The 14,865-nt window shown below is 63.5% G+C and carries 15 protein-coding genes; 4 read left to right on the forward strand and 11 right to left on the reverse strand.

All coding sequences use genetic code 11. The annotated features are described in order from the left end of the window. Window positions 1–47 precede the first annotated feature (47 nt). Genes VGH41_RS11995 through VGH41_RS12005 form a run of 3 tightly spaced genes read left to right on the forward strand, consistent with a single transcriptional unit; the run spans window position 48 to window position 2,874 of the window. Window positions 48–1,088 (forward strand): sugar ABC transporter substrate-binding protein, encoded by a 1,041-nt coding sequence (locus VGH41_RS11995; RefSeq protein ID WP_414696639.1) that lies wholly within the window; start codon window positions 48–50, stop codon window positions 1,086–1,088. Continuing rightward, window positions 1,088–2,086 carry an ABC transporter permease gene (locus VGH41_RS12000; protein ID WP_331597650.1) on the forward strand — a complete coding sequence of 333 codons (999 nt, stop codon included), beginning with the start codon at window positions 1,088–1,090 and terminating at the stop codon, window positions 2,084–2,086. Before VGH41_RS11995 ends, VGH41_RS12000 begins: the two co-directional genes overlap by 1 nt. Further along, window positions 2,086–2,874, forward strand: coding sequence for an ATP-binding cassette domain-containing protein (locus VGH41_RS12005; protein ID WP_331597651.1), 789 nt, complete (start codon window positions 2,086–2,088; stop codon window positions 2,872–2,874). The genes VGH41_RS12000 and VGH41_RS12005 overlap by 1 nt, the downstream gene beginning before the upstream one ends. 108 nt (window positions 2,875–2,982) lie before the next feature. Here VGH41_RS12005 and VGH41_RS12010 read toward each other — a convergent pair whose 3' ends face one another. The 11 genes from VGH41_RS12010 to upp form a co-directional block, all read right to left on the reverse strand. Continuing rightward, complete coding sequence (locus tag VGH41_RS12010) at window positions 2,983–3,699, reverse strand: dienelactone hydrolase family protein (protein ID WP_331597652.1); 717 nt, start codon at window positions 3,697–3,699, stop codon at window positions 2,983–2,985. Window positions 3,700–4,124: 425 nt separating this feature from the next. Further along, complete coding sequence (locus VGH41_RS12015) at window positions 4,125–4,652, reverse strand: arsenate reductase ArsC (protein WP_331597654.1); 528 nt, start codon at window positions 4,650–4,652, stop codon at window positions 4,125–4,127. Between the two features lie 541 nt (window positions 4,653–5,193). Continuing rightward, window positions 5,194–6,663 carry a ribonuclease G gene (rng, locus tag VGH41_RS12020; protein ID WP_331597655.1) on the reverse strand — a complete coding sequence of 490 codons (1,470 nt, stop codon included), beginning with the start codon at window positions 6,661–6,663 and terminating at the stop codon, window positions 5,194–5,196. Between the two features lie 9 nt (window positions 6,664–6,672). Continuing rightward, window positions 6,673–7,302, reverse strand: a complete 630-nt coding sequence (locus tag VGH41_RS12025) for a Maf family protein (protein ID WP_331597656.1) — start codon at window positions 7,300–7,302, stop codon at window positions 6,673–6,675. Window positions 7,303–7,539: 237 nt separating this feature from the next. Then, window positions 7,540–8,010: a 23S rRNA (pseudouridine(1915)-N(3))-methyltransferase RlmH gene (gene rlmH / locus VGH41_RS12030; RefSeq protein ID WP_331597657.1), complete on the reverse strand. Its 471-nt coding sequence runs from the start codon at window positions 8,008–8,010 to the stop codon at window positions 7,540–7,542. Window positions 8,011–8,067: 57 nt separating this feature from the next. After that, window positions 8,068–8,523, reverse strand: coding sequence for a ribosome silencing factor (rsfS, locus tag VGH41_RS12035; RefSeq protein ID WP_331597658.1), 456 nt, complete (start codon window positions 8,521–8,523; stop codon window positions 8,068–8,070). 4 nt (window positions 8,524–8,527) lie between these two features. Then, complete coding sequence (locus VGH41_RS12040; RefSeq protein ID WP_331597692.1) at window positions 8,528–9,247, reverse strand: nicotinate-nucleotide adenylyltransferase; 720 nt, start codon at window positions 9,245–9,247, stop codon at window positions 8,528–8,530. Between the two features lie 58 nt (window positions 9,248–9,305). Further along, window positions 9,306–10,229, reverse strand: coding sequence for an oxygen-dependent coproporphyrinogen oxidase (gene hemF / locus VGH41_RS12045; protein ID WP_331597659.1), 924 nt, complete (start codon window positions 10,227–10,229; stop codon window positions 9,306–9,308). 241 nt (window positions 10,230–10,470) lie between these two features. Further along, complete coding sequence (purD, locus tag VGH41_RS12050) at window positions 10,471–11,748, reverse strand: phosphoribosylamine--glycine ligase (protein ID WP_331597660.1); 1,278 nt, start codon at window positions 11,746–11,748, stop codon at window positions 10,471–10,473. A gap of 253 nt (window positions 11,749–12,001) precedes the next feature. Further along, the gene (locus VGH41_RS12055) at window positions 12,002–12,730 is read right to left on the reverse strand and encodes a YebC/PmpR family DNA-binding transcriptional regulator (RefSeq protein ID WP_331597661.1); all 729 of its coding nucleotides are present in this window, start codon (window positions 12,728–12,730) and stop codon (window positions 12,002–12,004) included. A 421-nt stretch (window positions 12,731–13,151) separates the two neighbouring features. Further along, entirely contained in the window at window positions 13,152–13,802 is a 651-nt protein-coding gene (gene upp, locus VGH41_RS12060; protein WP_331597662.1) for a uracil phosphoribosyltransferase, read from the reverse strand. 246 nt (window positions 13,803–14,048) lie between these two features. On the opposite strand from upp, the gene VGH41_RS12065 reads away from it, so the two are divergent. Further along, the gene (locus tag VGH41_RS12065) at window positions 14,049–14,828 is read left to right on the forward strand and encodes an SDR family oxidoreductase (protein ID WP_331597663.1); all 780 of its coding nucleotides are present in this window, start codon (window positions 14,049–14,051) and stop codon (window positions 14,826–14,828) included. Window positions 14,829–14,865 lie beyond the last annotated feature (37 nt).

Here is a 14,865-nt window from a genome sequence, read left to right on the forward strand (position 1 = left end):
AAAAACAGGGTGAAGAACGGGGCGAAACGATCCGCGAACCGCAGAGCATGCGTCGCGGCCTGCTGCAAGGCGCGGGCCTTGCCGCTGCGATGGCGCTGCTGGGCGGCGCGATACCCACGGCACAAGCGGCCGACGCAACACCGTTCCCCTCACACAAACGTTGGAAGATCGTTTTCGTCAACCACGTGACGACGAATCCGTTCTTCGTTCCAACCCAGTACGGCATTCAGGATGCCTCAGCATTGCTGGGCTTCGATTATCAATGGACCGGTTCGGCCAACGCCGACGTCGGCGAAATGGTCAACGCGGTGAATGCGGCGATCGCCGCCAAGGCCGACGCGATCGCCGTGCCGATCGTCGATCCGAAAGCCTTCGACAAACCGATCGAAAAAGCGCTCGACGCCGGCATTCCGGTCTTCGCCTACAACGCCGATGCGCCGCGTGGCAGCAGTAATCCGCGCCTCGCTTATATCGGGCAGGATCTGTATCTGTCCGGGTATCAGATGGGCGAGCGCATTGCGAGCCTGGTCGACAGCGGCCTCGTGGCGCTGTTTATCGCCACGCCCGGTCAGCTCAATATCCAGCCGCGGCTCGACGGCGCAGTGGATGCCATCAAGAAGTCCGGCAAGAAGATCGACGTGCAGACGATTGCCACGGGCGCGACGGTCAACGAAGAACTGTCGAAGATCAAGTCGTTCTACCTCGGCCATCAGGACCTGAAAGGCATGTTCGCCGTCGACGCGGGCAGCACCCAGGGCGTGGCCCAGGTCATGAAGGAGTCCGGTCTGCCGGCCAAGGGTGTGCACGGCGGCGGCTTCGACCTGTTGCCGCAAACCGTGCAGCTGATCCATGACGGCTTCCTCGACTTCACGATCGACCAGCAGCCGTACGTGCAAGGCTTCTACACGGTGGTCGAAGCGTTCACGTTCCTCGCCTCCGGCGGCCTGGTGGGTCCGGCCAATATCAACACGGGCCTGAAGTTCGTCACGAAGGGCACGGTCGATCCGTATCTCAACACCGAAACGCGCTACGAAGGCAAGAGCACGACGCCGCAAATCGTGCCGCGTAGCGGAGGGATCAAGTCCTGATGTCTTCCACGACGGACACGAAGACCTCCGGCAGTCGCGTCAGGCGCTGGCCTGGCGCGATTGGTCGCTCCAGTGAGATTCGCATTCTGGCGGTGGCGCTGATTCTCTGCGCCTACTTCGAAACGGCGAATCACGACTTCCTGCTGACCAGCGCGAGTCTGGAGAACCTGTCGCAGTTCATTGCGCCGGTGGCGATCATCGCGTGCGGCGAAATCATGTTGATGATTGGCGGCGAGATCGATCTGTCCGCCGGGATGGTGTTTGCATTTGCGCCGTTCATCATGCATTTCGCGCACGAAGCCGGTGCGCCGGTTTGGCTGGCGTTGATCGCGGGCGTGCTGGCCGCAGCAGTGGTGGGCCTCATCAATGGTGCGGTGACGGTGTATCTGCGCATACCGTCGTTTGTGACGACGCTCGGCACCCTGTTCTTCGTCAACGGCTTCACGCTCACCATCTCACGCGGCACGCCGGTGGCGCCGCCGGGTGACGCCAGTTTTGCCGAGTTCATGGGCGGCTGGGGGTATAGCGAGATCATCTGGACGCTGGCGATTGCAGCGGTGATGCACGTGCTGCTGCGGAACACGCGCTGGGGTTTGCATACCATTGCCTCGGGCGCGAATCTGCTGGGTGCGAGCGAAGCGGGTATCCATGTGAAGCGGCTGAAACTCGGCAACTTCATTCTCGCCGCAGTACTGGCCGGCTTTACGGGGATACTCGAAGGCTTTCGCATTACGTCGATCGATCCGCAGGCGGGCGGCAACCAGATCATGTTTCTCGCCGTGGCGGCAGCGGTGATCGGCGGTACGCCTTTGGCGGGCGGCTCGGGTACGATCATAGGCGGTCTGATCGGCGCGGCGGTGCTCGGGATTCTCAACGACGGCTTTACGCTGATCGGCATCAACGCGTTTACGTTCAACATGATTCTCGGCGCAGCCATTCTCGCGGCGATGATCTTCAATATCCACGTTGTTCGTCTCGCGCGCAAAGGAGAGCTGTGATGGCCGACGTCTCCGGCGTGGCGGATGGGCAATACGCGCTGCGTGGCGAAGACATCGTCAAGCGGTTCGGCGCGGTGACCGCGCTCGACGGCGTCGCCCTGACGCTCAAGCAGGGTGAGATTCTCGGCGTGCTCGGCGACAACGGCGCGGGCAAGTCTACCCTGATCAAGATTCTCACTGGCTTTCAGCAGCAGACCAGCGGCAAGCTTTTCATCCACGGTGAAGAGACCCTGCTGCGTTCGGTGGATCATGCACGCGCGTTAGGCATCGAGTGCGTGTATCAGGATCTGGCGCTGGCGAATTCGTTGAGCATTTATCACAACATGTTCCTGAACCGCGAGATCATCCGGCCAGGGCCGTTCCGTCTCTTGAACAACCGCGCAATGCGTCAGCGTGCGGCGGAATGTCTCGAAGAAATCGGCGTGCGGGTACCGTCGGTGGACTTGCCGGTGGAGCAACTGTCGGGCGGTCAGCGGCAGGCCATCGCGGTGGCGCGCGCGGTCAATTCGAATGCGAAGATTCTGTTGCTCGACGAACCGCTTGCTGCAATGGGCGCGCGCGAGGCCGGTTTGATCATCGATCTCGTGCTGCGTCTGAAAAACAAGGGCGGCCTGTCGATCGTCATGATCATGCACAACTACGCGCAGACGCTGGATATCGCCGACCGCGTGATGCTGATGCAGCGCGGCCGCGTGACCTACGAGAAAGAGGCGCAGAGCACCTCGGTGGCGGAACTGATGGAAATCGTGCGGCGCGAATATCGCGCCATGCGCACGGCGGCGGGCTAAGCGTCATCAACAACGGTCAGCGGCGTGGCGCCGCTGACCTTCAATGCGCGGCTTGATCCGCGCTTCAGTTCTACCCAATGCACTGAGACAACGGAATGCCGCTGCGGCTTACGCCGGCTTCGACCACAAGGTGCGGCCGAAGAAAGTCAGCGTGCGATCCCATGCGAGCTGTGCCCAGACCGGGTCATATTGCGTCTCGGCGATGCGGCCGTGTCCAACCGCCGTTTCGTTGGCGAACGCATGCGCAGCCAGATAGCGATGCGACTCATAGTCGACCTTTGCCTCGGCCAGTTTCTTGTCGAGATCGTCGATTGTCGTGATCGGGAAGAACGCATCTTGTGTGGCCCAGTGCGCCAGCACCGGCACCTTGATTTTGGACGCGTCGATGTACTCGAGCGGGGGGCAGCCGTACCACACGACACCGGCCGACACCTCCGGAGTCTGCGTAAGCGTCAGCAAGGTCAGCGCGCCGCCCATGCAGTAGCCGGTGACGGCAACTTGTGCGGTTTGCGTCTTCAGATACTGAACGGCGCCGCGGATGTCCTGGGAAGCGGCGTCGCCAAAGTCGAGCCCGCTCATCAGGTGATGAGCCTCTTCCTTTTCGACGGTCATTTTGCCGCGGTAGAGGTCAGGGACCAGCGCGAGATAACCGGCCTGGGCGTACCGGTCTGCAACGCCGCGAATCTGGTCGTTCAAGCCCCACCATTCCTGAATCACGACAATGGCGGGCGCGCCTTCGAGCTTTTGCGGCTTGGCGAGATAGCCTTGCACGTCTTTGCCGTCGGGACGCTTAAAGGTAATCATGGATCCTGTAGTCTGTGTCATGGGAGCTTCCTTGGGTGGGTCGGAGGCCATAGCATAGCCTCAGTTTCGCGCGCTTGCTTGGCGTGCGCAGCGGCGCTTTCGCGCCCGCGCGCGAAACTGCGGAAAGCCGTGTTCGCGCCGCGTGATCGCGGGCGGCGCACGCCCTGAAAACCCGCACTGCATCGGCGATGCCACTTCGCACAGGGTGCGCACGAGTTATCCACATAATCTGTTTGCAAGGCTGTGGACAATTCGCGGGCAACGGATGCAAGTGGCTGAAACCATTCGCTTTGTGCAGCGCGCTACGGGCGTGTGCGTTTAGCGGCTTTCTGCTGCCTTGCGCGGGCTACGGAGTAAACGCCTCACTCGGTGGACGGGTTTTGTTACCCGCCCACTTGCCCCACTTACCCCGCTAGCTACTTGATTCGCGGATACGCGTCGCGCGCTCAGGTCAAATTGACGCAGCCCGAGCACACCACGTCGCCGGCAAGAGCAACCGGCTCGCGCGTCGGCGTGTCTTCCGGGGCGGGTAACGCGTAGCGCGGCAGTTCCATGAACAGCGTGACGCGGCGCACGATTTGCCAGAAGACTTTTTCGAACGAGCGGTTTCGCTCGGCCGGCGTCATGCCTTCGGCGAGCGGATCGGCGAACTCCCAGTTGGCGAACACCGGCTTGCCCGGAAAGGCGGGGGCATGGTATTCGGCGACGCGCTCGTCGAGCGCGATGATCAGGTCCATACGCGGTGCCCATTCGCCGGTGAACTCCAGCCAGCTCTTTGGCGCGAGCAGGCCGAGTTCGGAAATGCCCGGGCGCAGTTGCGCAATCGCGAGCGCATGGACCCGCGCGGCAGGCTCCGAACCCGCACTGAATACCTCGAAACGATCGCCCGCTAGCTCACGCAGCAATGCTTCCGCGATGATGCTGCGCGCCGAATTCTCACGACAGAGAAACAGCACTTTATATTTATTGGTCACGCTCAAGCCCCGTAGCTTCTATTTTCGTTGTGTTCGGGATTCTGCCGAGCCAGTCTTGCACTGCCGTGACAGTACAATGACTGTAAAAGCTCGGGCGCTGCAACCGGCCTTGCATGGACGTTGTGCGTGCGCCTTACCCCGTTGTAAGTCTGGACTTCCCATCACGGGCACGCGTCGCGGCGTGGCGGTGGTCGGAGAGAACCTGAAACGCGTTCGGTGACCACGCCATGCCTGAGACGACAGCTAAGCCTGCCCGTACACCGGAGGCGATCGAAAAAGATTTCGCTGACCTGATTGCCTCGAAGCTGCCTGTTACGTTAGCACGAGAAAAATTCGAGCGGCTATGGGATGAAACCAATAGCGTGGCGGCGCGACTTGTGGCTAGCGAGCAAGGGCGACCGTATTTGTCGCTGCTCAGGCGCATGCATGAAACGTTTGAGAGTCAGTACCGGGGCGCGCCGGCACCCCGTGGGGGCGGCCAGAGGGAGTAGGGGCGCGGTGGCCCCGTCCTGCTGAAAACCGGATGGTGGAGCTGCTGCTCCTACATCAAGACAATATCGTACTGCTCCTGACTCAGATTCGATTCCACCTGCAACGACACCGGCTTGCCGATAAAGTCGATCAGCATGGCCAGATGTTGAGACTCTTCCTCGAGGAACAGGTCGATCACCTGCTGGGAAGCCACCACCCGGAACTCGCGCGGATTGAACTGGCGCGACTCGCGCAGAATTTCACGCAACACGTCGTAGCAGACCGTGCGCGCCGTCTTCACCTGCCCCTTGCCCTGGCAAACCGGACAAGGCTCGCACAGCACGTGTGCGAGCGATTCGCGGGTACGTTTGCGGGTCATCTCCACGAGGCCGAGCTGTGAAAAACCGTTGACCGTGACGCGCGTGCGATCGCGTGCCAGGGCCTTCTTCAACTCGCCGAGCACCTGGTCGCGATGCTCGACGTTTTCCATGTCGATGAAGTCGATGATGATCACGCCGCCCAGATTACGCAGCCGCAATTGCCGCGCAATCGTATGCGCGGCTTCGAGGTTGGTCTTGAAGATCGTGTCGTCGAAATTGCGCGCGCCGACATAGCCGCCCGTGTTCACGTCGATGGTCGTCATCGCCTCGGTCTGGTCGATCACGAGATAGCCGCCGGATTTCAGATCGACGCGCCGTGACAGCGCGCGCTGGATTTCCGTTTCGATGTTGTACAGATCGTAGAGGGGTCTTTCGCCGGTGTAATGATGCAACTTCGACGACACCGCCGGCGTGAACTCCGCCGCGAAGTCGGACAGCATCTGGAAGGTCTCGCGCGAATCTACCTGAATGCGGGTGGTCTCGTCATTGACGAAATCGCGCAGCACACGCTGGGCAAGATTCAGATCCTGATAGAGCAGGCTTGTCGGCGGCATGCGCTGGCCTTGCGAGAGGATCGTTGCCCACGTCTTGCGCAGATACGCGACATCGCCGGCGAGTTCTTCGCTGGTGGCATCTTCGGCGATGGTGCGCACGATGTAGCCGCCTTTCTCGTCGGCGGGCAGCACGGCAGTCAGGCGCGCGCGAATCGCTTCGCGCTCGGCTTCGCTTTCGATCTTCTGTGAAATGCCGATGTGCGGTTCCTGCGGCAGATACACCAGCGTGCGGCCCGCAATGCTGACCTGGGTGGACAGCCGCGCACCTTTGGTGCCGATCGGGTCTTTGACGACCTGCACCATCAAGGTCTGACCTTCGAAGACGATCTTCTCGATAGGCTGATGGGGCACTTGTTGCTGCGGTTCGCCGGCAAGGCGCGGATGCCAGATGTCCGCGACATGCAGGAACGCCGCGCGTTCGAGTCCGATGTCGATAAACGCGGATTGCATGCCGGGCAACACCCGGACCACCTTGCCTAGATAGACGTTGCCGACGCGTCCGCGCGACAGCGTGCGTTCGACGTGAAGTTCCTGGACGGCGCCCTGCTGGACGAGCGCGACGCGCGTTTCCTGCGGCGTGACATTGATCAGGATTTCTTCATTCATGGTGTTGTTCTAGAAGTCGATGCGCGCCGCGCGTAGCAGTGCAGCGGTTTCATAAAGTGGCAAACCCATGATACCTGAATAGGACCCTTCAATATGCTCGATAAACTCCGCGGCGCGCCCTTGTACGCCATAAGCGCCCGCCTTGCCGAACGGCTCGCCGCTCGCCACGTAGCGCGCCAGCGCGTCGGCTTGCACCGCAGCAAAACGCACGCGCGACACCGACAGGGCCGCGGGCAGCAACACACCGTTCGCATCGACGACGGCCAGCGCCGTCAGCACTTCGTGATCACGGCCGGCGAGGCGCGTGAGCATGGCGAGGGCGTCGTCGGCATTGGCGGGCTTGCCGAGAATGGCGTCGTCGATCGTCACGGTCGTATCGGCGACGAGGATCGGCGCCGCGCGATGCGTGCCTGCCATGAGACGCGCGCGCGCCGCTTCGGCCTTGGCCCTGCAGACGCGCACCACGTAGTCGTGGGCGCGCTCGCCAGGCCACTCCGCTTCAAGCGCTTCGGCATCTTCATCCGGACGCGGCAGCAGCAATTCGTAGCGCACGCCGAGCTGTTGCAGCAGCTCCTGGCGGCGCGGGCTCTGCGAGGCGAGATAGATGAATGGATGCAAGGCGGTAGTCGAGGCGGACATACAGGGGTTCCGTTAAAGCGCAGCGTGTGACCGATGCGTGAGGCTGATTGATGTGGCTATCCCGGGCGGCGAGTCTGCGGTCAGGCCGCGACTGACACGCACGCGTGATTCACGCGCACGTTCACGCCGCGCCGGCTGCGCGTGAGTCGAAAGTGTATCGGGAGAGCGTGTCCGGACGCAGCGTGCGTGACATGCGGCACGCGGATGGTCTTCGCGGGCGCGACACGGAGCGCGTGCCTACACGCGGTGATAGGGATGATTTTGCGTGATGGTCCACGCGCGGTAAAGCTGTTCGGCGAGCAGCACGCGGACCATTGCGTGCGGCAGCGTCAGGCTGGAGACGCGCAGCAGCATGTCGGCGCGCGCCTTGAGGTCGGGATCGAGGCCGTCCGCGCCGCCGATCAGGAACGCGACGTCGCGTCCGTCCTGCTGCCAGCCGGGCAGGGCGGCGGCCAGTTGCATCGTGGTCCAGTCCTTGCCGCGTTCGTCGAGCGCGACGATGCGCGCGTTCTTCGGCAACGCCGCTTCGATCTTCTGGCGCTCGGCCGCCATCACGCTTTCCGCAGGACGCCCCGACGAACGCTGCTCGGGCTTGATTTCGCGCAGCTCGATGCGCAGCTCGGGCGGCATGCGTTTCGCGTATTCGTCGAAGCCGCTGGCGATCCAGTCGGGCATCTTGTGACCGACGGCGAGGATATGCAATTTCATCGCGGATCTAATCGCTAACGAACGGTCAAGCTTGCGTACGGCAACGCTGTCACGCGCTCAACGACGGCGCGCCGGCGTCTTGCGTGCCGGTTTCGCTGCAGCGGGTGCTTCGTCCTCTTCGTCGTCCTCGTCCGGCTCGCTCGAACGGGCGCCGCCGAACGGGCTGGACGTGGCGAGCTTGACGCGCACCGGCTTGTCGCCCCAGATCTCTTCGAGGTTGTAGTACTGGCGCAGGGCCGGTTGCAGGATGTGCACGACGGCGTCGCCGCAATCCACCAGCACCCATTCGCCCACGTCTTCACCTTCGACGCTGATGATCTCGCCGCCATTCTCCTTGACCTTTTCGCGCACGCTGGAAGCGAGCGCCTTGGTCTGGCGGTTCGAGGTGCCGGAGGCGACGATGACGCGGTCGAACAGCCCGGTCAGATGGCTGGTGTTGAACACCTTGATGTCTTGCGCTTTCACGTCTTCGAGGGCGTCGACGATCGCGCGTTGCAGTTTGCGAATATCCATAGGGTTACCGGTGGTACAGATGATGTTGAAGAATATAGTCCCACACCGCAGTGGGGACATGGCTCGCGGCCTCGTTCAGTTGCTGGCCGCCGGCATGCTGGACCAGACGTTCGCGCAGATGGGTGCGGATATCGGTGGCCGAAACGTCGAAGGCCAGCGTGGTATCGATCAGCAGATGACCACAGGGTGTTGCTTGCAGTACCTGCGCGCTGGCCTCGCGCGCGGCGATCTCCGCGGCAACCGCGGGCGGGATCGAGTCGAGTTCGAAGCCCGGGCGGGTGGCCGCGCAGATATGGGCGAACTCGAACAGACGCCGCCAGTCGCGCCACGTGTCGAGATGCACGAGTTGATCGGCGCCGATCAGCATCGACAGCGAGGCTTGGGGGTCTTCCTGTTGCTGTTCTCTGTCGCGCCAGCGCTGCAGTGTTTCCACCGTGTAAGTGGGGCCGTCGTGGTGGATCTCGTCAGTGGCGACGCTCACCTTGACGCCGGGTAGCCGCAGCGAGTCTGCCGCCGCGCGGGTCATCGCGAGGCGATCGGCGGCCGGCGAGACCTCCGGCTTCTGCCACGGCTGGCCGGCCGGTAGCAGCACCAGTTCGGTCAGCTGCAACACCTCGGCAAAACGCCGCGCGAGCGCCAGATGGCCGTCGTGGATCGGGTCGAAGGTGCCGCCCAGGAGGCCGATCCGGCGGGGCAGGGCAACGAGGTGTGCGTTCGGCTTCAGGTGAGAGTCCTTTGTCGTGACGGGCGGGCAGGCGATGCGGCGAGCGGCGGCAAGGCCGTCAGACCCACTCGCGCGGCACGAGAAAATCGCTGTAAAGGCGTGCTTCCGGCGAGCCGGGTTGTGGCTGCCAGTTATAGCGCCAGTTCACCACAGGTGGCATCGACATCAGGATCGATTCGGTCCGTCCACCGCTTTGCAGCCCAAACAGTGTGCCACGGTCGAAGACGAGGTTGAATTCGACGTAACGGCCGCGCCGGTAGGCCTGGAAATCGCGCTGCGCTTCACCGTACGGCGTGTCGCGACGCTGTTCGATGATCGGCAGATACGCGTCCAGGAAGCGGTTGCCGACGCTTTGCAGCATCTCGAACGACTTGTCGAAGCCCGGCTCCGAAAAATCGTCGAAGAAAATACCGCCGATGCCACGCGGCTCGTTGCGATGCTTGAGGAAGAAGTACTCGTCGCACCAGCGCTTGAAACGCGGATACAGTTCGTCGCCATACGGCTGCAGCGCATCCCGGCAGACGCGGTGGAAATGCTGCGCGTCTTCCTCGAAGCCGTAATAGGGCGTCAGATCCATGCCGCCGCCGAACCAGAACACCGGCGGCTCGCCTTCTTTGGTGGCAATCAGCAGGCGCACGTTCATGTGCACGGTCGGACAGTACGGATTGTGCGGATGCAGCACGAGCGACACGCCCATCGCCTCAAAACCACGGCCGGCGAGTTGCGGACGCGCGGCGCTGGCCGAGCCAGGCAGTGTGTCGCCGGCTACATCCGAAAAGCCGACTCCCGCGCGCTCGAAGAACTTGCCGCCTTCCAGAATCCGCGTCGTGCCGCCGCCGCGCAGCTTTTCGCCGGGCGCGCGTTGCCACGCGTCGGTGGCGAACGGCGTGCCGTCGAACGCGCCGAGCGTCTCGGCGATGTGCGTCTGCAGGCCTTGCAGCCAGCTACGTACGGCCTGTACGTCGTAGTTCGAGTCCGTCATGAACAGGTCAGTGTGGAACGGCGCGCCGGGCGGGTCGCGCGCTGATACGTTAAAGGAGGCGGCCGGGCGTTGCGCACAACGCGCCGGCGGAGCGGTTGCCCGAGACCCGTGGTTGCGCTGGATCTACGGGCTTGTCACGGGCATTCCGGGCAACCGCAGGACACCTGAAGTGTAGCGCCGATGGCGCCGCGGGCGTCTGCGGGCATCCCCGGGTGTGGTGCCCAAAGAACCCGGCTCTCGTTCAGCTATGTTTGCGGTTCAGCGCCCGATAGCCGATGTCGCGGCGGTACTGCATGCCGTCGAACGAGATCTGGTTGATGGCCTCGTACGCGACCGACTGTGCGCTGCGCACCGAATCCGCGAGGCCCACCACGCACAGCACGCGGCCGCCGGCGGTGGTCAGCTTGCCGTCCGCAAACGTGGTGCCCGCATGGAAGGTTACCGAGTCATCCGTTTCAGCCGGAATGTCGTTGATGCGGTCGCCCTTGCGCGGCGTGTCGGGATAGTTATGCGCGGCCAGCACGACGCCGAGCGCGGTGCGACGGTCCCATTCCAGCTCCACCGTGTCGAGCGTGCCCGCAATCGCCTGCTCTACGACCTTCGAATAATCGCCCTTCAGGCGCGCCATGATCGGCTGCGTTTCCGGGTCGCCCATCCGGCAATTGAATTCGAGGGTTTTCGGATTGCCGTGCGCGTCGATCATCAGACCCGCATACAGGAAACCGGTATAGCGGATGCCTTCCTTCTCCATGCCGCGTACGGTGGGCAGGATGATTTCGCGCATCACGCGAGCATGCAATTGCGGCGTGACAATCGGCGCGGGCGAGTAGGCGCCCATGCCGCCCGTGTTCGGGCCCTGGTCGCCGTCCAGCAAACGCTTGTGGTCCTGGCTGGAGGCGAGCGGCAGCACATGCTTGCCGTCCACCATGACGATGAAGCTCGCCTCTTCGCCAGCGAGGAATTCTTCGATCACCACCCGCGCGCCTGCGTCGCCGAGCTTGTTGTCCGACAGCATCATGTCGACGGCCTGGTGCGCTTCTTCCAGCGTCTGCGCGACCACCACGCCCTTGCCGGCGGCCAGACCGTCGGCCTTGATCACGATCGGCGCGCCCTTGGCGTCCAGATACGCGTGGGCGGCGGCGACGTCGGCGAAGGTTTCGTATTCGGCGGTCGGGATGGCATGGCGCTTCATGAAGGCTTTCGCGAAGTCCTTCGAGCTTTCGAGCTGCGCCGCTTCCTTCGTGGGTCCGAAAATCTTCAGACCACGCGAGCGGAACAGATTGACGATGCCCGCCGCGAGCGGCGCTTCCGGCCCAACCAGAGTGAAAGCGATCTGTTCTTTTTCGACGAAATCAGCGAGCGCAGCCGGCTCGGTGATGTCGATGTTGAGCAGACGCTCGTCCTGGGCAGTGCCGCCGTTGCCGGGCGCCACGTAGACGAGCTGGACCCGCGGCGATTGCGCGAGCTTCCAGGCGAGTGCGTGTTCGCGACCGCCGGAACCGACGACGAGTAACTTCATGTAAATCCCCGAAGACTAATAACCATGAACGGCTGACGGGGTGGCGTCAGCCGTGAAATTCCGCAACCTTCGCACGAGGCGAACAGTCAGCCCGTGGCACCGCAATGCAAACCCAACCTCGCGCAACCGGTACGCGACCGGCACGCAACGGCACGCGACAGACATGCGGCTGATGGGCCATTCGCGTACCACTCGCGCCCAACCCGCCGCAGCGAACCGACGGGCGGCGTGCCAGACCGCTGCCGCGCTACGCTTACTCGTCGGCGATGGCCGCGTTTGTATAGACTTCCTGCACGTCGTCCAGATTTTCCAGGGCGTCGAGCAGCTTTTGCATCTTGAGCGCGTCGTCACCGGTGAACTCGACTTCCGTCTGAGGTTTCATCGTGACTTCGGCCAGTTCCGCCTTGAAGCCGGCGGCTTCGAGCGCGGTCTTCACCTTCGGGAAATCGTTCGGCGGACAGACCACCTCGATGCTGCCGTCCTCGTTCGTCATCACGTCGTCGGCGCCGGCTTCGAGCGCGGCTTCCATCAGCTTGTCTTCGGGCGTGCCCGGCGCAAACAGGAACTGGCCGATGTGATCGAACATGAACGACACCGAGCCGTCCGTGCCCATGTTGCCGCCGTTCTTCGAGAACGCGTGACGCACTTCCGCGACGGTACGTGTGCGGTTGTCGGTCATCGTGTCGACAATCACGGCCGCACCGCCGATGCCGTAGCCTTCGTAGCGGATTTCTTCGTAGCTTGCGCCATCGACGCCGCCAACGCCACGCTGAATGGCGCGATTGACGTTGTCCTTCGGCATGTTGGCGTCATACGCCTTTTCGACCGCGAGCCGCAGACGCGGATTGGAGTCGATATCACCCCCACCCATGCGGGCGGCAACCTGAATTTCCTTGATGAGCCGCGTCCACACCTTGCCGCGCTTGGCATCGGCCGCTGCTTTCTTATGCTTGATGTTGGCCCATTTCGAATGACCCGCCATACCTTTCTCCATCGCGCGCGCCAGCGGGGCGCACGCATAGTGCAATTGTCGTTGCGATGTCGGGCGCTTGAGAAGGCGCGCCTCGATGTCAGACTGTGTTCACCTTGAAGCTGAAGCGCCCGGCTTTCCGGACCGGACCGTCTGGACTGACCATACGGACGGTGCCGCACGCAACGCGGTAGAGGCGGCGCGGTGCTGGCCGGCTGTGCCAAAACGTGGAAGAAACCGTTCAAGCGCCCCGCGCCGGCTTGCGCGGACCCCGCAAAGGCGCGATGCGCCGGGCGATTGTGCAAGTTGAGCCGCTCGATAAGCGGATCCGAATTTTATCATGCCGCGAGGTTGCGGCAGTGCGGCAGGTGGCGCAAAGAAGGTGCCCTGGCGGGCTGCGGAGCCGTTTTGCGCCTCCTGCGCGCGAGCAATGTCAGTTCTTCGTGCCGAATAACCGGTCGCCGGCGTCGCCCAGGCCCGGCACGATATAGGCGTGTTCGTTCAGATGCGAATCGAGCGAGGCCACGTACAGTTTCACGTCCGGATGCGCGTCCTGGAACACCTTGACGCCTTCGGGCGCCGCCACCAGCGCGAGGAACATGATGTTTTCGCCGGCCACCTTGCGGCGCTTGAGCACGTCAACCGCGTGCGCTGCCGAATAGCCGGTCGCCACCATCGGATCGCACAGGATGAAGATGCGGTCCTCCAGATCCGGCAGCCGCACCAGATATTCGACCGGCCGGTGATCGTCGGCGCGGTACACCCCGATATGTCCGACGCGCGCCGAGGGAATCAGCTCCAGCAAGCCGTCCGACATGCCGATGCCCGCCCGCAGCACCGGCACGATGGCCAGCTTCTTGCCGGCGATCACCGGCGCGTCGATTTCGACGAGCGGGGTGGTGACGCGGCGCGTCGTCATGGGCAGGTTGCGGGTGATTTCGTAGCCCATCAGCAGCGTGATCTCGCGCAGCAGCTCGCGGAAGGTGCGGGTCGACGTGTCGCGGTCGCGCATGTGCGACAGCTTGTGCTGGATCAGCGGGTGGTCGAGGATGAAAAGATTGGGAAAGCGGCTGTCCTGTGTCATGGCGAGGGCGCGAGAGGCGGCAAGAGGAATCGGTCCGGAATCGGTCGGCGGCCCGAACCGCTGCAAGAGCCGGCGGGCAGGCGCGCCACGGCTGCAAGTTTACCGAAAGTACCGTCGGAAGATACCGGAGATTGTGGGCAGCAGCGGCAGTCCGGCACCGATTCTTCTAGAATCGGGGGAAACTGCGCCCGCCAGCCGCCCGGGCGCGCAGGCAGCAGGGCCGCAAACACCACCGAGGACATCGACATGGACATGGGAATCGCAGGACGCACCGCGCTGGTTTGCGCGGCAAGCAAAGGTCTGGGCCGCGGCTGCGCGGAAGCGCTCGCCGCCGAGGGCGTGAATCTGGTGATCCTCGCCCGCACGGCCGAAACGCTCGAGGCCACAGCCGCGGAAATCCGCCAGCAAAGCGGCGTCGACGTGAAGACCGTCGCCTGCGACATTACCACGCCGGAAGGCCGTGCCGCCGCGCTGGCCGCCTGTCCGCAGCCGGACATCCTCGTCAACAATGCAGGCGGGCCGCCGCCGGGAGACTTCCGCCAGTACACGCACGACGACTGGATCCGCGCGCTCGAAGGCAACATGCTGACGCCGATCGAACTGATCCGCGCGACCATCGACCCCATGATCGCGCGCGGCTTTGGCCGCATCGTCAATATCACCAGCTCGGCGGTGAAGGCGCCCATCGACGTACTGGGCCTGTCCAACGGTGCGCGCTCGGGGCTGACCGGCTTCGTGGCCGGCGCGGCGCGCAAGGTGGCACGCGACGGCGTGACCATCAACAATCTGCTGCCGGGGCTGTTCGACACGGACCGCATTGCCACCACCGTCAGCGCCCAGGCCAAGGCAAACAACATCTCCTTCGAGGAAGCGCGCAAGCAGCGCATGGAGAGTATTCCCGCGGGCCGCTTCGGCAATCGCGACGAGTTCGGCCGCGCGTGCGCATTCCTGTGCAGCGTGCATGCGGGCTTCATCACCGGCCAGAACTGGCTGCTCGATGGCGGCGCCTATCCAGGCACGTTCTGAAGCGGCACGCCGCGTCCGTCATGAGCGGTAGCGGCTG

The organism is Paraburkholderia sp., assembly GCF_036488795.1.
Classification (GTDB): Bacteria; Pseudomonadota; Gammaproteobacteria; order Burkholderiales; family Burkholderiaceae; genus Paraburkholderia.